The organism is Streptomyces roseoverticillatus (assembly GCF_000719265.1).
Taxonomy (GTDB): Bacteria; Actinomycetota; Actinomycetes; order Streptomycetales; family Streptomycetaceae; genus Streptomyces; species Streptomyces roseoverticillatus.
Genome location: NZ_JOFL01000012.1, coordinates 126,447 through 145,820, shown reverse-complemented (window position 1 = coordinate 145,820; position 19,374 = coordinate 126,447). Strand labels below are relative to the sequence as shown.

The 19,374-nt window shown below is 72.4% G+C and carries 19 protein-coding genes and 1 riboswitch; of the genes, 10 read left to right on the top strand and 9 right to left on the bottom strand.

Translation table 11 applies throughout. The annotated features are described in order from the left end of the window. Positions 1-213: 213 nt before the first annotated feature. Positions 214-1,416 (bottom strand): RNA-guided endonuclease InsQ/TnpB family protein, encoded by a 1,203-nt coding sequence (locus IF61_RS0116875; RefSeq protein WP_030367226.1) that lies wholly within the window; start codon positions 1,414-1,416, stop codon positions 214-216. 36 nt (positions 1,417-1,452) lie between these two features. Here IF61_RS0116875 and IF61_RS35280 point away from each other — a divergent pair, with 36 nt between their 5' ends. Further along, the gene (locus tag IF61_RS35280; RefSeq protein ID WP_107043050.1) at positions 1,453-1,629 is read left to right on the top strand and encodes an antitoxin; all 177 of its coding nucleotides are present in this window, start codon (positions 1,453-1,455) and stop codon (positions 1,627-1,629) included. A gap of 32 nt (positions 1,630-1,661) precedes the next feature. On the opposite strand, the gene IF61_RS0116870 is transcribed toward IF61_RS35280, so the two are convergent. Further along, positions 1,662-1,937 (bottom strand): MoaD/ThiS family protein, encoded by a 276-nt coding sequence (locus tag IF61_RS0116870; protein WP_030367225.1) that lies wholly within the window; start codon positions 1,935-1,937, stop codon positions 1,662-1,664. Positions 1,938-2,058: 121 nt separating this feature from the next. After that, entirely contained in the window at positions 2,059-3,375 is a 1,317-nt protein-coding gene (gene thrC, locus IF61_RS0116865; protein WP_078660268.1) for a threonine synthase, read from the bottom strand. Further along, positions 3,369-3,521, bottom strand: a riboswitch (SAM riboswitch). It overlaps the preceding gene by 7 nt. Before the next feature lie 160 nt (positions 3,522-3,681). Here thrC and IF61_RS0116860 point away from each other — a divergent pair. The 3 genes from IF61_RS0116860 to IF61_RS0116850 all read left to right on the top strand — a co-directional run bounded on the left by IF61_RS0116860 (position 3,682) and on the right by IF61_RS0116850 (position 7,082). Further along, on the top strand, positions 3,682-4,656 hold the full coding sequence (locus tag IF61_RS0116860; protein WP_030367223.1) for a glucosyl-3-phosphoglycerate synthase: 975 nt from the start codon (positions 3,682-3,684) through the stop codon (positions 4,654-4,656). Between the two features lie 41 nt (positions 4,657-4,697). Further along, positions 4,698-6,173, top strand: coding sequence for an alpha,alpha-trehalose-phosphate synthase (UDP-forming) (locus tag IF61_RS0116855; RefSeq protein WP_030367222.1), 1,476 nt, complete (start codon positions 4,698-4,700; stop codon positions 6,171-6,173). Between the two features lie 111 nt (positions 6,174-6,284). Beyond that, positions 6,285-7,082, top strand: a complete 798-nt coding sequence (locus IF61_RS0116850; RefSeq protein ID WP_030367221.1) for an RAD23 family protein — start codon at positions 6,285-6,287, stop codon at positions 7,080-7,082. 14 nt (positions 7,083-7,096) lie between these two features. On the opposite strand, the gene otsB is transcribed toward IF61_RS0116850, so the two are convergent. Genes otsB through IF61_RS0116835 form a run of 3 tightly spaced genes read right to left on the bottom strand, consistent with a single transcriptional unit; the run spans position 7,097 to position 9,645 of the window. Next, on the bottom strand, positions 7,097-7,942 hold the full coding sequence (gene otsB / locus IF61_RS0116845; protein ID WP_030367220.1) for a trehalose-phosphatase: 846 nt from the start codon (positions 7,940-7,942) through the stop codon (positions 7,097-7,099). A 31-nt stretch (positions 7,943-7,973) separates the two neighbouring features. Continuing rightward, on the bottom strand, positions 7,974-8,351 hold the full coding sequence (locus tag IF61_RS34225) for a DUF3263 domain-containing protein (RefSeq protein WP_030367219.1): 378 nt from the start codon (positions 8,349-8,351) through the stop codon (positions 7,974-7,976). Between the two features lie 10 nt (positions 8,352-8,361). After that, positions 8,362-9,645 carry an ABC transporter substrate-binding protein gene (locus tag IF61_RS0116835; protein ID WP_030367218.1) on the bottom strand — a complete coding sequence of 428 codons (1,284 nt, stop codon included), beginning with the start codon at positions 9,643-9,645 and terminating at the stop codon, positions 8,362-8,364. Between the two features lie 171 nt (positions 9,646-9,816). On the opposite strand from IF61_RS0116835, the gene IF61_RS0116830 reads away from it, so the two are divergent. The 5 genes from IF61_RS0116830 (at position 9,817) to IF61_RS0116810 (ending at position 14,988) form a co-directional block, all read left to right on the top strand. Beyond that, positions 9,817-10,737, top strand: coding sequence for an SIS domain-containing protein (locus tag IF61_RS0116830; protein WP_030367217.1), 921 nt, complete (start codon positions 9,817-9,819; stop codon positions 10,735-10,737). A gap of 96 nt (positions 10,738-10,833) precedes the next feature. Next, a complete protein-coding gene (locus tag IF61_RS0116825) occupies positions 10,834-11,781 on the top strand; it encodes an ROK family protein (protein ID WP_030367216.1) in 948 nt (315 codons plus the stop codon). Continuing rightward, positions 11,781-12,941 carry an N-acetylglucosamine-6-phosphate deacetylase gene (nagA, locus tag IF61_RS0116820; protein ID WP_030367215.1) on the top strand — a complete coding sequence of 387 codons (1,161 nt, stop codon included), beginning with the start codon at positions 11,781-11,783 and terminating at the stop codon, positions 12,939-12,941. Before IF61_RS0116825 ends, nagA begins: the two co-directional genes overlap by 1 nt. Before the next feature lie 140 nt (positions 12,942-13,081). After that, positions 13,082-14,014: a 1-phosphofructokinase family hexose kinase gene (locus IF61_RS0116815; RefSeq protein WP_030367214.1), complete on the top strand. Its 933-nt coding sequence runs from the start codon at positions 13,082-13,084 to the stop codon at positions 14,012-14,014. Positions 14,015-14,142: 128 nt separating this feature from the next. Next, entirely contained in the window at positions 14,143-14,988 is an 846-nt protein-coding gene (locus IF61_RS0116810) for a class II fructose-bisphosphate aldolase (RefSeq protein ID WP_030367213.1), read from the top strand. Here the strand turns inward: IF61_RS0116810 and IF61_RS0116805 are convergent. Both IF61_RS0116805 and cdgB read right to left on the bottom strand, forming a co-directional pair. Next, entirely contained in the window at positions 14,972-15,913 is a 942-nt protein-coding gene (locus tag IF61_RS0116805) for a carbohydrate-binding protein (RefSeq protein ID WP_030367212.1), read from the bottom strand. The two genes, IF61_RS0116810 and IF61_RS0116805, sit on opposite strands and share 17 nt — an antisense overlap. A 141-nt stretch (positions 15,914-16,054) precedes the next feature. Then, positions 16,055-17,815, bottom strand: coding sequence for a diguanylate cyclase CdgB (gene cdgB / locus IF61_RS0116800; RefSeq protein ID WP_030367211.1), 1,761 nt, complete (start codon positions 17,813-17,815; stop codon positions 16,055-16,057). Positions 17,816-18,146: 331 nt separating this feature from the next. Between cdgB and IF61_RS0116795 the strand changes: the two genes are divergently transcribed. Then, the gene (locus IF61_RS0116795; RefSeq protein WP_374206277.1) at positions 18,147-18,707 is read left to right on the top strand and encodes a flavin reductase family protein; all 561 of its coding nucleotides are present in this window, start codon (positions 18,147-18,149) and stop codon (positions 18,705-18,707) included. A gap of 39 nt (positions 18,708-18,746) precedes the next feature. Here IF61_RS0116795 and arfB read toward each other — a convergent pair whose 3' ends face one another. Then, on the bottom strand, positions 18,747-19,175 hold the full coding sequence (gene arfB, locus IF61_RS0116790; protein WP_030367209.1) for an alternative ribosome rescue aminoacyl-tRNA hydrolase ArfB: 429 nt from the start codon (positions 19,173-19,175) through the stop codon (positions 18,747-18,749). Positions 19,176-19,374 lie beyond the last annotated feature (199 nt).

Below are 19,374 nucleotides of genomic sequence, written 5' to 3'. Positions count from 1 at the left end.
GGCATTTCGTGCACACACTTCGCGCACAACTTGACGGGTTCTCATATGCGTTCGGCACTGACGCCGGGCGGGGATCGCCCCAACTGTATCGCGCTCAACAGCCGGAGCCTGCCCCTCCACTTACAGACGAGGCGACTCCCGGAACGCTCGTTCGGGTATAACGGAAGAACCCTTTGAAATCCTCCCCTCCCTGCCGGGACGGGGATTCCTGGCTCACGCCGCCTGACTGCCCGGCAAGCCGTCAGGTCTTCTGCGATCAGCGCCAGCCGGGTTGAGACCAGCCCGGGCCAGCATCACTCGAGCGGAGTTCTTGTCCCTGGAGGAGACGACTCCGCACGCGGTGCAGGTGTAGATGCGTTCCGACAGCGGCAGTGCGTGCTTGGTTCTCGCTCCGCAGTGTCCGCAGTCCATGGTGGTGTACGCGGGGTGCACCAAGCGCAGGGTGCGCTGATGCTTGCGCGCCATGTTGATCAGTTCGTGCTTGGTGGCCGAGATCGCCGCGTCTGCTGCCTTCCTCGCCATGGTTGACCTGGCAAGGAACCTCGGGCGGAAATCCTCCACAGCGATCTGGTCGAAGTCAGCCGTCACGCGCTTGGCCCACTTACGGGCCGTGTCCTGCCGCTGCCGCGCGATCTTCTTGTGCACCTTCGCGGCCTGCTGGCGGGCAACTCGGTAACCCCTCGACGCGGCCTGACCGCGCTTCGGCCTCCTGCGGGCCATCATCCGCTGATACCGGGCAAGCCGGTCAGCGGCCTTCTTCCCGTGTTCGGGGTGCGGGAGGTCGTGACCGTCGCTGGTGGTGGTCGCGGTCTCTTTTACGCCCCAGTCGATGCCTATGGATTGGCCGCAGGGAGGCAGCGGCTGCACCTGGGCCTTCACCACGAAGGAGGCGTACCAGTGGCCAAGGCTGTCGCGGTAGACGCGCACTGACGTCGGGGCAGAGGGAAGGTCACGGGACCACACCACCGTCAGGGCAATGCCACCCGCCAGATGCAGCCGACCATCCTTAAGCCGGAAGCCACGCCGGGTGTAGTTGAGGCTCGGGCCCGCAACACCCTTCTTCTTGAGCCCGGGCATCCCGGCCCGCCGCCGCAACGGCAGCCGGTCCTTGATGTCCTTGAGCGCCTTGGCGCGAGACCTGGCGAAGTCACGGATGACCTGCTGCTGCGGCACCGAGCTGCCTTCACGCAGCCACGCGTGTTCGGCGCGCCAACCCGTCAGCTTCCTGTCGAGCAGGGCCGGCCCGCAACTCTCTCCAGCTTTGTGCGTCGCCCTGGACCGGGCAACGCATTGGTTCCACACCCACCGGCACCGGTCCCACTCGGACAGCAGGACCGGTAGCGCGGCTGACGACAAACGGAGCCGGTAGGTGTGCCGGGCGTACCCGGCCCCTTCCCCCTCGTGTGATGTCGCCATGGTGTCACCGTAACGCCGAAAACCTACTCTGGGGGCATGAACGAAGAAGTGCGCACCACCGTCCGGCTCCCCGCGGACCTCCACGCCCGCTGGGCCGCCCACGCGCAACGCGAACGACGGTCTCTCAACGCCGATCTCATCTACCTGTTGGAAGGCATCCTTGGCTCACCGAGGACCGACCCTGATCGACCCGGCAGTGAGTCCTCAGGCTGAACCTCGCGGGGCGGCTGCCGCCGATGACCTGATCAGCCGCCGGCGACGGCAGGGATGACGGAGACGGCGGAGCCGTCGGGGGTGGGGGTCTGAAGACCCTGCTCGAAGCGGACGTCGTCGTCGTTGACGTACACGTTCACGAACCGGCGCAGCTTGCCGCTGTCGTCGAGCACGCGGCCGGCGATGCCGGTGTGGTTGGCCTCGAGGTCGGCGATGACCTCGGACAGGGTCGACCCCTGGGCGGGGACTTCGGCCTTCCCACCGGTGTAGGTACGGAGGATGGTGGGGATGCGGACGGTGACGCTCATGGGGAAGCTCCCTCGAAACGATTCGAAACAAGTTGTGGGCAGGCGTTCCACGCGGCCGGGGGCCGGGGACACCCCCAGCGGTAGCGGGGGGGGGGAGGGTGGGCACAACGGCCCGCAGGCGTCAGCCGGCAGCGAGCCCCGCGGCGCGGAACGCCTCCAGCGACGGCCGGATCGTCGCCGTCGGCCCCGCCGCAACGGCGTCGAGCGTCTTGAGCCCGTCCCCCGTGTTGAGCACGACCGTCGTGAGGGAGGGGTCGAGCAGGCCGCTCTCGATCAGCTTCCGCGTCACGCCGACCGTCACCCCGCCCGCCGTCTCCGCGAAGATCCCCTCCGTCCGCGCGAGCAGCCGGATCGCGTCCACGATCTGCTCGTCGGTGACGTCCTCCACCGCCCCGCCCGTGCGCCGCGCGATGTCCAGCACGTACGGCCCGTCGGCCGGGTTGCCGATGGCGAGCGACTTCGCGATCGTGTCCGGCTTCACGGGCCGTACGACGTCGTGCCCGTCCTTGAAGGCGCGCGAGACCGGCGAGCACCCTTCCGCCTGGGCACCGAAGATCTTGTACGGACGGTCCTCGACCAGCCCGAGCGCGACGAGCTCCTTCAGCCCCTTGTCGATCTTCGTGAGCTGGGAGCCCGAGGCGATCGGCACGACGATCTGGTCCGGCAGCCGCCAGCCCAGCTGCTCGCAGATCTCGTAGGCGAGCGTCTTCGAGCCCTCGCCGTAGTACGGCCGGAGGTTGACGTTGACGAAGCCCCAGCCCTCCCCCAGCGGGTCACCGATGAGCTCGCTGCAGAAGCGGTTGACATCGTCGTACGTACCTTCGATGCCCACGAGGTCGCCGCCGTACACCGCGGCCATGACGACCTTCCCGGCCTCCAGGTCGTGCGGGATGAAGACGCACGACTTGAATCCGGCGCGGGCGGCCGCGGCGCCGACCGCGCCCGCCAGGTTCCCCGTGGACGAGCACGACAGCGTCGTGAACCCGAAGGCGCGGGCGGCCTCGACGGCGATGGCGACGACCCGGTCCTTGAAGGAGTGCGTCGGGTTGCCGGAGTCGTCCTTGACGTACAGGCCGCCGGTCACGCCCAGTTCGCGGGCGAGGTTGCCGGCCTTGACGAGCTTGGTGAGGCCGGGGTTGAGGTTCGGCTTGTCCGCGACGTCGGCGGGGACGGGCAGCAGGGGGGCGTAGCGCCAGATGTTCGCGGGGCCGTCCTCGATCCGCTTCCGCAGGTCAGCGGCTTGACGGGGCCCGCCCGCGGGCAGATCGTAGGCGACTTCGAGGGGGCCGAAGCACAGGGCGCAGGCGAAGATGGGACCGAGGCCGAAGCGCTCTCCGCACTCGCGGCAGGAGAGTGCCACGGCGGGTCCGAGGTCCACAGAAGTGGTAGAGGGTTCAACAGACTGCACAGCCATGGAGGCGAGGCCCTTTCTCCTCATCTTCCTCGCGGCGTACGTCGCCACGAGACGGAATTGGCACCTTCCCCGCCGGGAGCCTCGCGTCGAACGGTGTCGTCGACGTAAGACCGGCTGGAGGGTTGCCGGGGCTTCAACGGGCCGTGTCCCTCTGCCCCTCTGGATGAGCGGTATGGCGCTGGGCGGGGCCCAGGCGTTTGTGGCACGCGCGACCCCGACATAGGACGGCGGTCCGCGTTGTTCAAGACTGTAACGGAAGCGACGGCTCGTTGAGAGGGCCGTCCGCACCGCGAGATGCGTCACAACGCACCACAACGAGGAGTCGTACACGTGCTGGAAGAGGTGGAGCGCTGGCTGGCCGAGCGGTCCTGGTCCGCTGCTGATCGTCCGCTCGACGTGCTTCTGGCCGCCAAACGGGACTCCGGCACCACGGTGAGCGTGGTCCTGCCGGCGCTGAACGAGGAGCCGACGGTCGGCGCCATCGTGGAGGTGATCCGCCGCGAGCTGATGTCGGACGCGGTGCCGCTCGTCGACGAGCTGGTGGTGATCGACTCGGGCTCCACGGACCGCACGGCCGAGGTCGCGGCAGCGGCCGGGGCGCGCGTGGTGCACCGGGACGAGGTGCTGCCGGGCCTGCCCGCGCTGCCGGGCAAGGGCGAGGTGCTGTGGCGCTCCTTGCTGGCGACGACCGGCGACGTCGTCTGCTTCGTGGACGCCGACCTGCGCGAGTTCTCGGCGGACTTCGTGTCGGGGATCGTGGGCCCGCTGCTGACCGATCCGGGCGTGCAGTTCGTCAAGGCGATGTACGACCGGCCGCTGGGCCCGGAGTTCGATGTGCCCGGCTCCGCCGGGACCGCCGGCCAGGGCGGCCGGGTGACCGAGCTCGTGGCCCGCCCCCTGCTGAACCTGCACTGGCCGCAGCTGGCCGGTTTCGTGCAGCCGCTGGGCGGCGAGTACGCGGCCCGCCGGTCCCTGCTCGAACGGCTGCCGTTCCCCGTCGGCTACGGCGTGGAACTGGGCCTTCTGGTGGACGCGCTGCACACGGTGGGGCTGGACGCGCTGGCCCAGGTGGACGTGGGCGTGCGCAAGCACCGCCACCAGGACGGGCAGGCGCTCGGCCGGATGGCCGCCGCGATCTACCGCACCGCGCAGCTCCGGCTGGCCCGCGGGCACCTGGTGCGACCTGCGATCACGCAGTTCGAGCGGGCCCCGGAAGGATTTGTTCCGAGGACGTACGCGGTGGACACCGAGGAGCGGCCACCGATGGCCGGAATACCCGAGTACGCGAAGCGGCACGCCGCGTAAGCGTACGTTTGAGCGGTTCTCCCCGGGGCAAGGCTGGGCACATGGTCGCTGAGCACGTGCCCACCGCATCGATCGCCGCCGCCGCACCGATCGTCGTCGCGTCCAACCGCGGCCCGGTCTCGTACCGGCGCGGCGCGGACGGCAGCCTCGTGGCCGGGCGGGGCGGCGGCGGGCTCGTGTCCGGGCTCAGCTCGATAGAACGCGAGGCCGGAGCGGTGTGGGTGTGCGCGGCGCTCGGCGAGGGCGACCGCGAGGCGGCCCGCGCGGCCGGCCGGAGACTAGACCCGGTCGACACCGGCGGGCACCGCGTGCGGATGCTGGACATCCCTCCTGGGACGTTCGCCGCCGCGTACAACGGCATCGCCAATTCGGTGCTGTGGTTCGTGCACCACATGCTCTACCAGACGCCTCTGGAGCCCGTCTTCGACAAGGCGTTCCGGGAGCAGTGGGCCGCCTACGAGGCGTACAACGCGGCCTTCGCGGAGGCCGTCGCCGAGGAGGCCGCGGAGGGCGCCGCGGTGCTGGTGCAGGACTACCACCTGGCGCTCGTGCCGGGCCTGCTCCGGGCTCGCCGCCCCGACCTGCGCATCGGCCACTTCTCGCACACCCCGTGGGCCCCGCCGGACTACTTCCGGATGCTGCCGGACGACGTGTCCGGGCAACTGCTGCGCGGCGTGCTCGGCGGTGACCGGGCCGCCTTCCTGACCCCGCGCTGGGCCGAGGCCTTCGCCGCGTGCTGCGCGGACGTGCTGGGCGCGGAGGTCGTCCGCGACGGCGAGGGGCGGGCGGCCGAGGTGCGGTTCGAGGGCCGGGCGACGCGGCTGGGCGTGCACGGACTCGGCGCCGACGGCGACTTCCTGCGCGAGCGGGCGCACCGGGCGGACGTCGAGGAGCGCATGGCGGCGCTGAGGGCGCAGATCGGCCCGGACCGCAGGACGATCGTGCGCGTGGACCGCACGGAGCTGTCGAAGAACATCGTGCGGGGGCTCCACGCGTACCGGCGGCTGCTGGAGGAGCACCCGCAGTGGCGCGGCAGGGTCGTGCACATCGCGTTCGCCTACCCGTCGCGGCAGGACCTCGCCGTCTACCGCGACTACACCGCCGAGGTGGAGCGGGTCACCCGCGAGATCAACTCCGCGTTCGGCACGGAGGGCTGGGAGCCGGTCGCCCTGCACGTCAAGGACGACTTCGCGCGCTCGCTGGCCGCGTACCGGCTCGCGGACGTGGCCCTGGTGAACCCCATCCGCGACGGGATGAACCTGGTGGCCAAGGAGGTGCCGGTGGTCTCCGACCACGGGTGCGCGCTGGTGCTGTCGCGGGAGGCGGGCGCGGCGGCCGAGTTGGGCGACGAGGCGATCCTGGTCAATCCGTACGACGTGGAGGCCACGGCGCGCGCGCTGCACCTGGCGCTGCTGATGGACCCCGGGGAGCGGGCGGAGCGCACGAAGCGGCTGGCCGCGGCGGCGACGGCGCTGCCGCCGGCGCGGTGGTTCACGGACCAGCTGCGGGCGCTCTAGCCTCCCGGTTCCCGCGCCGGAGCCCGGACCGCGCGCCCCCGGCCGCGGTCCGAGCGGCCGGCGCTTCAGCGCCCCTGGCTGCCCGCATCCGGGCCCGGGTAGCCAGAATCCATGTCAAATGTCCCACGTTGGGCCGTACTTGCCGCGGCGTGCGCCGCTGTCGTGGCCGCGGTCGGCGGCTGCTCCTCGGGCTCCTCCAAGAGCGACGACGCCAAGAAGCAGGCGTCCGCCGAACCGTCGGGGGGCGGCCCGTCCGCAGGCGCCCCGTCCGGCACGCCATCCGGTACGCCGCCCGGCACACCGTCCGGAAAGCCGCCCTCCGGTTCCCCCGTCCCCGCGGACGGTTCGATACCTGCCGGCCCCGGCCCGCAGCCGTCCTACACCGTCCAGAAGCAGTCCGCCGACGGCAGCTGCCACTACCGCTTCACCCCGGCCAAGGAGCCCCTGCCCGACACCGCGTGCACGCCGGGCGCGACCAACCCCAAGGTCACCCAGGCCACGCTCAAGACGACGATCTGCCGCAGCGGCTACACCGCCGGCATCCGGCCGCCCACGAACATCACCAGCCGCGAGAAGACCGCCAACGCCGCCTCGTACGGCTACAAGGGGTCGCTGCGCGAGGCCGAGTACGACCACCTGATCAGCCTGCAGCTCGGGGGCGACCCCAACGACCCGCGCAACCTGTGGGTGCAGCCGCCCTCGCCCGGCCACCAAGAGGGCAAGGGACCCAACAACCCCAAGGACGCGGTCGAGACCAAGCTCAAGAACGCCATCTGCAGCGGCAAGACGGACCTGGTCAAGGCCCAGCGGGCCATCGCGCGCGACTGGACGACGGCGCTGGACGCCGTCGGCGTCACGGACAAGGGGGCGAAGGGCGAGACGGCGGGCGACCCGGACGACAACGGCTGAGCGGGGCCGGAAGATCAGGCGTCACCGAGGCGGCCGGCGAGGGCGGTCAGCAGGTCCACGACGCCGCCCGGCCCGTCGACCACGACATCGGCGCGGCCGGCGAGTTCGGCGACCTCGGAGCTGCCGCTGCACACCAGCAGCCCCGGCAGCCCCTCGGAGCGCAGTTTCTCCACGGCGGCGAAGGCGGCGAGGTCGCCGAGGTCGTCACCCGCGTAGAGGACCGAGCGCGCGCCGCTCTCGCGCACGTACGAGGTGAGGGCGGCGCCCTTGTCGACGCCCGGCGGGCGCAACTCCAGCACCAGCCGGCCGGGCTCGACGATCAGCCCGTGCCGGTCGGCGAGCGTGTTCAGCGGCTCGCGCAGGGCGTCGAACGCGTCCTGCGGGTGGGGGGCCCGCCGGGTGTGCACGGCGACGGCGCGGCCCTTGTCCTCGATCCAGGTGCCCCGGCCGGCGCCCGAGCCGGCCAGGATCCCCGGCAGCTCCGTCCGGGCGGCCGCGACGCCGGGGGGCGGGGCGTCGGCGGTCACGGCGTTGGTCGCGGCGTCCCAGCGCTCGGCGCCGTAGTGCCCGAGGACCACGAGCCGCTCCAGGCCGGCGACCCCGGCGAAGCCGCCGTGGTGGACGGCGACGGCGGCCGGGCGGCCGGTGATCACGGCGACGGACCCGAGCCGCGGGGCGAGCCGGGCCAGCGCGGGCACGGCGCCGGGGTGCGCCCGGGCCTGCTCGGGGTCGGGGACGATCTCGGCGAGCGTCCCGTCGAAGTCGAGCGCGACGACCGCGCGTTGCGGGCCGGCGAGGAGGGCGGCGAGCCCGTCGCAGCCGGCGGGGGTGGAGGGGACGGGGAGGGAGTAGCTGCCCATGGGGCCGACCCTACTGGGCGGGACCCGCCGGCTAGCGGCGTTCGCGCCGGGCGTCCCGGATGCGTCGCAGCCGGTTGACGGTGACGGGGTCGTGGGCGAGGGCGCGCGGGTCGTCCAGAAGGGCGTTGAGCAGCTGGTAGTAGCGGGTCGGGGTCATCCCGAGGCGCTCGCGTACGGCGCGCTCCTTGACGCCGGGCCCGGAGAAGGCCCGGCGTTCCAGGGCGAGCACGGCGAGGTCGAGCTCGGAGAGCTCCCGCTGGGAGGAACCCTGCTCAGCGAGCTCCTGCCCGGAGAGCTCCTGCCCGGAGCCGGCCCCCTCGGAGGCTTCTCCCTCGGAGGGGGCTCCCTCCGGGAGGACCTGCTCGGGGTGCTCCCCTTCGGAGGGCCCGCCGTGCTGTTCGTCGCTCACGCCGCCCAGCCTACTTTCCGGCGCCGGCCAGCTCCGTGGCGTCGGCCTCGCGCTGGATCTCGCCCAGGACGCTCGCGGGGTCACCGCCCTTGGTGACCACCGAGCCGATCTTCTCCTTGAGGGTCTTGCTGACCTTCGCCCAGGAGGTCTTGTCGACGGGGTAGAAGACGGCGTTGTCCAGCTGCTCCAGGAACGGCTTCAGCTGTGCCTTGCCGCTGTCGGCGCGCATCTTGTCGGAGGCGCTGCTGGTCACCGGCAGCAGGTCGTACTGGCCGGTGAAGCCCAGGACGTTCTTGGTGCTGTAGACGAAGTCGAGGAAGAGGCCGACCTCCTCGCGGTGGCCGCCCGCCTTGAACGCCATGATCCAGTCGGCGACGCCCATGGTCGCCTTGGCCTTGCCGGACTTGCCCGGCAGCGGGGCCAGCCCGTACTTGATGCCCTTGGCCTCGGCCTGCTTCATCAGCGTCGGGTGGCCGTTGAGCATGCCGACCTGGCCGTTGCAGAAGGCGTCGAAGATCTCCTGGCGGTTGGTGCGGGCGGGGTCGCCGGAGCCGGCGAGGCCCTTGCCGACGAGCTCGTCGCGCAGCCACGTGAAGGTCGCGACGTTGTCCTCGGAGTTGATCGTGTACGTGCCGTCGTGGTCGGTGTAGCCGCTGCCGCCGCTGAGCATCCACAGCAGGGTCTCGGCGGGCGCCTCCTCGGGGCCGAGCGGCAGCCCGTACGGGATCTTGACCCCCGCGGTCTGGAGCTTCTTGGCCGCGGCCTGCAGCTCGTCCCAGCTCTCGGGGGCCTTGACTATGCCGGCCTTCGCGAAGAGGGACTTGTTGTAGAAGAGCATGCGGGTACTGGAGACGAACGGCAGGCCGTACTGCACGCGGGCCACCTCGCCCGCGCGGGCGATCGAGGCGATGATGTCGGCCTGGGTGGGGATCTTCAGCAGCTGGTCGGCGCTGTAGAGCTTGCCGGAGGCGGCGAAGTCGGCGTACGCGCCGATCTGCGCGATGTCCGGGGCCTTGCCGGACGCGACCATCTCGGCGACCTTCTTGTCGACCTCGGTCCAGCTGAGGACCGTGGCCTCGACCTTGACGCCCTTGTTCTCCTTCTCGAAGGCGCGGGCGAGGGCGTCCCAGTACTTCTGGGAGCTGTTCGCCGCCTTGTCGCCGTAGTCGGCCGCGACCACGCGCAGCGTCTTGCTGCCCGAACCGCCGTCGCTGCCGCACGCCGTCAGTGCGGGCGCCAACGCCGCCGTGGCGGCACCTGCCGCCGTCAGACCCAAGAACCGCCGCCGCTGCACTACTGCTTCCCACCTTCGGGGTTTGTGTTGGAGACCGTGAGTTTCCCCCGCGGGCCACCATACGTTCCAGCCGGTTCCGGTTTCGCTTCGGTATCGCCCTTCCCGCGGCCTGCGGGGGCTGCTAAGCACGGGGATCACACGGAGATCACCGGTGTAAGGAGAAGAAAGCGCATGTCCGAGCCCTCTCTCACCTCTCTGGAGATCACTACGCAGCCCGGCTGCTGGCGACGGGCGGCCGAGGCCGCGGCGAGCGCGGCGGGCCTCCCCCGGCCCGGGGAACGGGTGGCCGTCACCGGCTGCGGCACGTCGTGGTTCATGGCGCAGGCGTACGCGGCGCTGCGGGAGGCCTCCGGCCAGGGGGAGACGGACGCGTTCCCGGCGTCGGAGTTCCCGGTGTCGCGGACGTACGACCGGCTGGTGGTGATCACGCGGTCGGGGACGACGACGGAGGTCCTCGACCTGATCGAGGAGGTGCGCGAGCGGTGGGAGGTGCTCGCGCTGACCGCGGACGCAACCTCGCCGGTGGTGCGGGCGGCCGACGAGGCGGTGGTCCTGGCCTGGGCGGACGAGGAGTCGGTCGTCCAGACGCGGTTCGCGACGACGGCGCTGGCGTTCCTGCGGGCGGGCCTGGAGGCGGCGGGCCGGCTGCCGGAGGGCGTGAAGCGGCTCGCGGAGGCGGCGTCGGACGCGGAGACGGCAGTGATCGAGCCGCTGCCGCGGGCGGTACTGTCCGCGGACCAGTGGACGTTCCTGGGTGGCGGCTGGGCGTACGGGCTCGCGCAGGAGGCGGCGCTGAAGATGCGCGAGGCGGCGGGGGCGTGGACGGAGTCGTACCCGGCCATGGAGTACCGCCACGGCCCGGTGTCGATCACGGGCCCGGGCCGCGTGGCCTGGATCCTGGGCGCCGCGCCGGCGGGCCTGGAGGCGGACGTCTCCCGCACGGGCGGCGTGCTCGTGTCGGACGGCCGCCGCCTGGACCCGATGGCGGACCTGGTCCGCGCCCAACGGCTCGCGGTGGCGGTGGCGGAGTCCCGGGGCCTCGACCCGGACACTCCGAGGGGGCTGACGCGGAGCGTGATCTTGAAGGGGTGACGCGGGCCGGGCGCGCGCCTCCGCTTCCGCCGGGAAACACCCACCCACGGGTGAGTGGACTAGACCTTTCGACCGGGGACACGCGACACTGTCCCCGTGAGACACGTCATCGCGCTCGACGTCGGCGGCACCGCCATCAAGGCCGCCCTGATCGGCCCGGACCACGAGCTGCTGCACGAAGCCCGCCGCCCCACGGGCCGCGAGCAGGGGCCGGAGGCCGTGGTCGCCGGGATCCTGGAGTTCGCCGCCGAGCTCGCGGCCACCGGCGAGGCCGCCTACGGCGAGCCCGCGGCCGCCGCGGGCCTCGCCGTGCCCGGCATCGTGGACGCAGCCGCCGGCACCGCCGTCTACGCCGCCAACCTCGGCTGGCGCGACGTCCCGCTGCGCGATCTGCTGAGCCGCCGCCTCGGTGGCACCCCCGTGGCCCTCGGCCACGACGTCCGCACGGGCGGCCTCGCCGAGGGCCGCCTCGGCGCCGGCGAGGGCGCGGACCGCTTCCTGTTCGTCGCCCTCGGCACCGGCATCGCCGGAGCCATCGGCATCGACGGCCGCATCGAGGCCGGCGCCCACGGCTGCGCGGGCGAGATCGGCCACATCGCCGTACGCCCCGGCCCGGCGGGCAGGCCGTGCGGCTGCGGCGGCCGCGGCTGCCTGGAGACGGTCGCCTCGGCCGCCGCGGTCAGCCGCGCCTGGGCGGAGGCGTCCGGCACCCCGGACGCCGACGCCGCGGACTGCGCCCGCGCCGTCGAAGCGGGCGACCCCCGCGCCCGGGCCGTCTGGCAGGAGGCCGTCGACGCCCTCGCGGACGGCCTCGTCATCGCCCACACCCTCCTCGACCCCCGCACGCTGATCGTCGGCGGGGGCCTAGCCGAGGCCGGCGACACCCTCTTCGCACCGCTGCGCGCAGCCGTCGCGGACCGCATGACGTTCCAGCGGCTCCCCCGCGTCATCCCGGCCGCCCTCGGCGACGCCGCCGGCTGCCTGGGCGCGGGCCTGCTCGCCTGGGACCTGCTCACCACCCACCTCACGGAGGTTTCCGCCTGATGGTCGAACGAACGGTTCTCGCCGGCGCCCGCGTGGTGCTGCCGACCGGCGTGGTCGAGGACGGGCGGGTGACGGTCGAGGGCCGGCGGATCGCCGCGAACGAGTCCGCCGAGCAAGCGACGCTCGACCTCTCCGGAAAGGGCTACTGGATCGTCCCCGGCTTCGTGGACATGCACGTCCACGGCGGCGGCGGCGCGTCCTTCTCCGCGGGCGACCCGGAAGAGGCCCTCACGGCGATCCGCACGCACCGCGCGCACGGCACCACGACCATGGTCGCCTCCACCGTCACCGGCGACCTGGACGACCTCGCCCGGCAGGCGGCCGCCCTGTCCGAGCTGACCGAGCAGGGCGACCTGGCGGGCATCCACTTCGAGGGCCCGTTCATCTCCCCGCACCGCTGCGGCGCCCACCAGCCGGAGCTGCTGCGCGACCCGCACCCGGCGGACGTCCGCAAGCTCGTCGACGCGGCCCGCGGTGCGGCCCGCATGATGACGCTGGCCCCGGAGCTGGCGGGCGGCCTGGAGTCGGTCCGCCTCCTCGCCGACCACGGCGTGATCGCGGCCGTGGGCCACACGGACTCCTCGTACGAGGCGACCCTGGACGCCATCGAGGCGGGCGCGACGGTCGCCACGCACCTCTTCAACGCGATGCCGTCGCTGATGCACCGCGCGCCCGGCCCGATCGCGGCCCTCCTGGAGGACGACCGGGTCACCGTGGAGCTGATCAACGACGGCACGCACCTGCACCCCGCCGTCCTGGAGCTGGCCTTCGCCCGGGCGGGCGCGGACCGCGTCGCGTTCATCACCGACGCCATGGGCGCGGCCGGCATGAGCGACGGCATGTACCCGCTCGGCCCGATGAGCGTCGAGGTCAAGGACGGCGTCGCCCGCATCGCCGACGGCCCGACGGCGGGCTCGATCGCGGGCTCGACGCTGACGCTGGACACGGCGTTCAAGCGCGCGGTGACGATCGACGAGCTGCCGGTGGGCGACGCCGTACGGGCCCTCTCCGCGACCCCCGCGCGCCTGCTGGGCGTGGCCGACCGGGTCGGCTCCCTGGAGCCCGGCAAGGATGCGGATCTGGTCATTCTCGACGCCTCGTACGACCTGGTGGGCGTCATGCGCAAGGGCGACTGGGTGGTCAAGCCCGAAGTGCGCTGATTCCTCCCGCTCTTGACGCGCGGTCGCACGCCGGCCGGAACAGCGGCGGCAGTCCCGAGGTCTGGGCCTGCCGCCGCTGTTTTGGCATGATCGCTCGCGGTCGACGGTCACGGTTCTTCGGTCAAGGGAGGGAAACGCCGGTGATCCTCACGGTCACGCTCAACGCAGCGCTCGATCTGACCTATCGCGTTCCGCGGCTGCAGCCGCACGCGTCGCACCACGTCACGACCGCCGCCGAACGGGCCGGCGGCAAGGGCGTCAACGTGGCCCGCGTCCTGGCCGCCCTCGGCCGCACCACCGTGGTCACGGGCTTCGCCGGCGGCACGACGGGCGAGACCCTGCGCCGGCTCCTCGCGGAGACCGCCCCCGGCGACGGCGGGCGCATCACCGACCGCCTCGTCCCCATCATCGGCACCACCCGCCGCACCGTCGCCGTCGTGGACGCCTCCACCGGCGACACCACCCAGCTCAACGAGGCAGGCCCCGACGTCACCGCCGAGGAGTGGGCCTCCTTCACGGACACCTACGCGCGCCTCCTGCGCGAGGCCCGCGCCGTCGCCCTGTGCGGCAGCCTCCCGCCGGGCGTGCCGGTGGGGGCGTACGCCCATCTCGTACGGCAGGCGCGCGCCGCCCGCGTCCCCGTCCTGCTGGACACCAGCGGCGAACCGCTGCGCCGCGGCATCGCCGCCCGCCCCGACCTGGTCACCCCCAACACCGCCGAACTCGCCGCGCTCACCGGCTCCACGGAGCCGCTGCGCGCGGCCCTCGACGCCCGCCGCCGCGGCGCCCACGCCATCGCCGCGACCCTCGGCCCGGAGGGCGTCCTCGCCGTCACCCCCGACGGCACCTGGCGCGCGACCCCGCCCCACCGCCTCACCGGCAACCCCACGGGCGCGGGCGACTCGGCCGCGGCCGGCCTCCTGTCGGCATGGCTGGACGGCCTGCCCTGGCCGGACCGCCTGGCGCGGGCGGTCGCCCTGGCCGCCGCCACGGTGAAGGCCCCCACGGCGGGCGAGTTCGACGCCGAGACGTATGAGGACGTGCTGCCGCGGGTGAAGGTGACGGCGGCGTGAGGACGCCCCCGGTCGAGGGCGCCGCGCTCCCTCGTGCCCGCCGCAGCGGCGACAAGCCTCCACGACGCGGCCCGGCGGTGCCTGACCGCCCGTAAGCCGTGGGACCACCGAGCGGAAAGGCAAGGCACATGCCCCTCGTACGCACCGCCGACCTCATCACGGAAGCCCGGTCCGAAGGCGCAGCCGTATGCGCCTTCAACGTCATCACGGTCGAACACGCGGAAGCCATCGCCGCGGGCGCGGAGGCGGCGGGCAGGCCGGCCGTGCTGCAGATCTCGGAGAACGCCGTGAAGTTCCACGGCGGGCAGCCGGGCCCCATCGCGGCGGCGGCAGCAGCGGTCGCGACCGCCTCGCCGGCGCGCCTGTCCCTCCATCTGGACCACGTGGAGGACGAGGCGCTCCTGCGCCGGGCGCACGCCCACGGCTTCACCTCGGTCATGTTCGACGCCTCGAAGCTCTCTTACGGAGACAACGTCAAAGCGACGGCGGAGGCGGTTCGTTGGGGCCACGAGCGCGACATCTGGGTGGAGGCGGAACTGGGCCGCGTGGGCGGCAAGGCGGGCGACGCGCACACGCCGGGCGTACGGACCGACCCGGCCGAGGCGGCGGCCTACGTGGCGGACACGGGCGTCGACGCCCTGGCGGTGGCCGTAGGCAGCACCCACGCGATGACGAACCGCACGGCGACCCTGGACCACGCCCTGATCACGGAACTCCGGAACGCCGTTCCAGTCCCCCTGGTCCTCCACGGCTCGTCAGGCGTCCCGGACGCGGAACTCCGCCGCGCGGTCGCGGCGGGAATGACGAAAATCAACGTGGGCACGGCCCTGAACAAGGCCTTCACAGGAACGGTAAGGGCCTTCCTGGAGGCCCATCCCTCCACTACGGACCCGCGCAGCTATCTGGCCCCTGCGCGGGCCGCCATGACGGAAACGGTGGCGGGGTTCCTCCGGACGGTCAGCCGCCGTTGGTGAGCCACAGCTGGTCGAGGTGCGAATCGCAGCCGCTTCCGCTGCCGCAGTACATCTTGATGGTGTTCTTGCCCTGGTTCAGGTCGACGCGGGTCCAGCTCTGCTGCCAGTTGGGGGGCCATTCACCCGGCTTCACGTCCCCCCAGATCTTCATGCGCATCGGCAGAGTGTTGGTCTTGCCGTTGACGTCGACCGCGAGGTTGGCGTCCTGACCGGGCACGCCGTAATGGACGTACAGCCGGTAGGCACCGGTCGACGGAACCTCGACCTCCCACTCGACACCGGAGCCCGACTGGTTGGTGACCACTGCGTAGGCCCCGTTTTCGGACTTGGTGCCCTTGACCACAGTGTCCGTGGTCGCGCCACCCACCAGCTTCAGGGTGGACGCATCCCGCTTCAGGTTGCCGGCCGCCGACGGATTGCTCGGCTGGTTCTTCTTCTCCGGCTCCTTGGACGGCTTCTTCTTGTCCTCGCCCTGGGGGTCCTTCTGCTCGCCCCCGGACGCCGCCTGGTTGCTGCCCTGGTCGTCACTCGTGCCGCTGTTGGTCAGCATCGCCACCGTGATGCCGCCCGCCACCACCGCGACCACGGCTATCGCCGCGACCAGCAGGCCGGTCCGCTTCGGGCGGGAGCCGCCGCTGTGGCCGCCACCGTGGCCCGGGGTCGCCGGCTGGCGGGGGGCGCCGCCTGGCAGGGTCTCCGGGGCCGCGTAGTGGGGCGCGGGCTGCTGGGCGTGCGGCGGCTGCGGCTGGCGTGGGCCGTACTGGCGCGAACCGACCGTCCGTACCTGGTTGTACGAAGTGCGGGGAACCCCCGGCTGCGGCGCGGCCGGTGCGCTCTCGTTGGACCCGCCGCCCTCCGAGCGGTACAGGTGCGCGAACGGGTCTTCGCTCTCCGGCGTACCCGTGCCGTTATTACCGGCCGTCATCCCCTGTCACTCCCAACCCATGGGCCCATCGCCCACTGGCCAAATCTTTGCGTTCGATTTCACGGTAGGCGGCGGTGCCGCGTTTCGGCGAAGACTACCGCGACGCGGCGACACCTCGCGGTGGGCCGCCTCAGCCCGGCCTCAGCCTGCCCGTCGACCGGCCTTGGCACGCGACCGCTTTTCGACGTACATGCGCTGGTCGGCGGAGTGCAGCACCTCGTCGGCGGACATTCCGCAGCCCGCCCAGCCGATGCCGAAACTCGCGCCTACCCGGACCGCCCGCCCGTCAACCCTGATCGGCGGGAGGATCGCGCTGCGCAGCCGGACGGCGAGGTCCTCCGCGTCCGCCCGGGTGAGGCCGTCGGCGAGGACGACGAACTCGTCGCCGCCGAGCCGGGCGACGGTGTCGCCCTCGCGGACGCCGTTGCTGAGGCGGCGGGCGACCTCTATGAGGACGGCGTCGCCGGTGTGGTGGCCGAAGCGGTCGTTGATGGCCTTGAAGCCGTCGAGGTCGCAGAAGAGGACGGCCAGGCCCTTGGTCCCGTCGTCGGGGACGTCCTCGGCCGGGGCTATGGCGTGCACATGCCCGGGGTAGGCACCGTCGTGCGTGCCGCAGCCGAACTCGTCCGGGGCGTAGTCGGGCCCGCAGTCCGGCGCGTGGTCCGGGCCGCAGTCGGAGCCGAAGCCGTGGGCGTAGGAGCCCTCCTGCCCGTACGCGGCGGGGCCGGCCGGTCCCTCGACGCCCTCCACCTCCGCGAAGCCGTCGAGACAGCCGTACGGGGCCGCCACGGCGGCCGCGTGCGGCTCGCTGCCCGGGGCCCGGCCGCACAGCCGGCTGCTGAGCCGGGCGCGCAGCTCGGCGCTGTTGGGCAGGCCGGTGAGCGAGTCGTGGCTGGCGCGGTGGGCCAGCTGCAGCTCGTGCCGCTTGCGCTCCTCGATGTCCTCGACGTGGGTGAGCAGGAAGCGCGGCCCGTCCGCGGCGTCGGCCACGACCGAGTTGCGCAGCGACACCCACACGTACGTGCCGTCGCGGCGCGCGAGCCGCAGCTCGGCCCGGCCGCCCTCGGCAGAGGTGCGCAGGAGGGTGCCGATGTCCTCGGGGTGGACGAGGTCGGAGAACGAATAGCGGCGCATCTGGGACGCGGAGCGGCCGAGGAGGCGGCACAGGGCGTCGTTGGTGCGGTGCAGGCGGCCGTGCTGGTCGCCGCCCATCTCGGCGATGGCCATGCCGCTGGGCGCGTACTCGAAGGCCTGGCGGAAGCTTTCCTCACTGGCCCGCAGGGCCTGCTGCTCGCGCTCCAGGCGGACGAGGGCGCGCTGCATGTTGGCCCGCAGGCGCGCGTTGCTGATCGCGATGGCGGCCTGGAAGGCGTACATCTGCAGCGCCTCGCGGCCCCAGGCGCCGGGCCGGCGGCCGTTGCGCGGCTTGTCGACGGAGATGACGCCGAGGAGCTCGCCGCCCGCCGCCCCCGCCGTGTACATGGGCGCGAAGAGGCGGTCCATGGGGTGCCACTCGTCCGGAAAGCGGGGGGCGGGCCCGGCGGTGTGCCACTGGGGCACGTCGTCGTTGTCGAGGACCCAGCCCTCCGTGTACGGGATGAAGCGCAGCGCGCCCCACTGGTCGGCCATGGCGAGCCGCCGCTCCCACGAGACGCGCGAGCCGACCCGCCCGGCCATCAGCGCTTCGGCACCGGCGCTGCCGGCGACGGCGGCCACGACGAGATCACCGTCGGGCCGTACGAGATTGACGGCGGAGAGCTCGTACCCGAGCCCGGTGACGATGCCGTCCGCGACGGTCTGCAAGGTGTCCGCGAGACTTCGCGCCGTGTTCAGATCGGCCACCACCTGATGCAGCCCGCGCAACGTGGCCAGGCGGACATACGGCTCCGACTCGGTCTCCATCTTCGCTCTCCCCCGAGACCTCGACAGCAACTCCAGGCTTCTTGTCGTCCGTTTACCACGGCCACTGAATCACAGCGAGCTGACCACTCGGTACACAGGGTCAACAATTACGCCCCTCTGTGACTCATGTCACAATGCGTGATGAGGTCCCGCTACTGGCGGCGTAAGAAGTTCCTATGCTTCGTGAACGCAAATCCGGAACCGTACAGACACTCATCCGATCGCCTTCCCGAACTCATATGAACAACTTCCGGAAGGGCTCCGGCACCCTTTCGACCTAGGACCCGACTGGTCCTGCAGCCCGATGCGGGGGTGCCGTGGGCGGGCTAGCGTGCACAGCGTGTTGCAGACGACTCAGCCCTACGAGACCGCCATACCCCATCCTGAAGGGGTGAGCGCCGATGAGTTCCGTGCCGCCCTCGCCCGCCTCGCCGCCGGCGTGGTGCTGGTGACCGCGCACGACCCGGAACACGGTCCGCGCGGCGAGGACGTCGGAATGACGGCGACCGCTTTCCTTTCGGTATCGCTCGAACCCCCCCTCGTCATGGTGAGCGTTCGCAACGATTCCCGTATGGACGACCTTCTGGAGCGGCAGCCGCTGTGGGCGGTGTCCGTCCTCTCCGAAAGCCAGCGGCACGTCGCCGGGCGCTTCGCGATGAAGGGGAGGATCAGCGACCGGCTCCTCTTCGAGGACATCCCCCACGCCCCGGGGACGGCCACCGGCGCGCCCGTCGTACGGGGCGCGCTGTCGGCGCTGGAGTGCCGGACGGAGCAGCGGGTGACGGCCGGGGACCACACGCTGGTGATCGGCAGGGTGCTGACGGCGACGGCGCCGAGCACGGAGAGCGGGCCGCTGATGTACTTCAAGGGGAAGTACCGGCAGCTGGGATGAAGGGCCGGCGGCTCCTGGCAAACGCGCTGGGCGGGCGCCCTACGTCCAATCCTTGCCGGTGCGCCCCCGCTTGGTCTCGGCGCGCTGCTTCTTCTGCCGCAGCCGCCGCTCGTTGATGCCGCGCGGGATCTTCGTGGCGCGGCGCGGCCTCGGCGGCGGCGCCGTCGCCTCGGCGAGCAGCGACGCGAGGCGTACGGCGGCGGTCTCGCGGTTGCGCCACTGCGAGCGGTGCTCGGAGGCCCGTACGGTCACGACGCCGCCGACGAGCCTGCCCGCGAGCTTCGCCAGGGCGCGCTCCTTCCACACCTCCGGCAGCGCTTCCGTGCGCGCGAGGTCGAACCGCAGCTCGACCTGGCTGTCACTGGTGTTGACGTGCTGGCCGCCGGGGCCGGAGGAACGCGAGAAACGCCACTGGAGCTCGGCCTCCGGCAGGGAGACCGAACCGCGGATGACGTAGGGGCCGGACATGCCCCCATGATCCCGCGTCGACGGGGACACGTCACGCCGTTTTGCGCCACGGGCCGGGGCGGCGTCAGGGATGTGGCGCCGGGGCGCGCGTCAGGGTTATGCAAAGAAGGTAAAGCCGGATGGAACCCCGGGGCCCCCGGACAGCGTTATCAAGGGTGACGGTGACCCGCGTGCCGCGGTGCCGCTGCAGAACCGATGC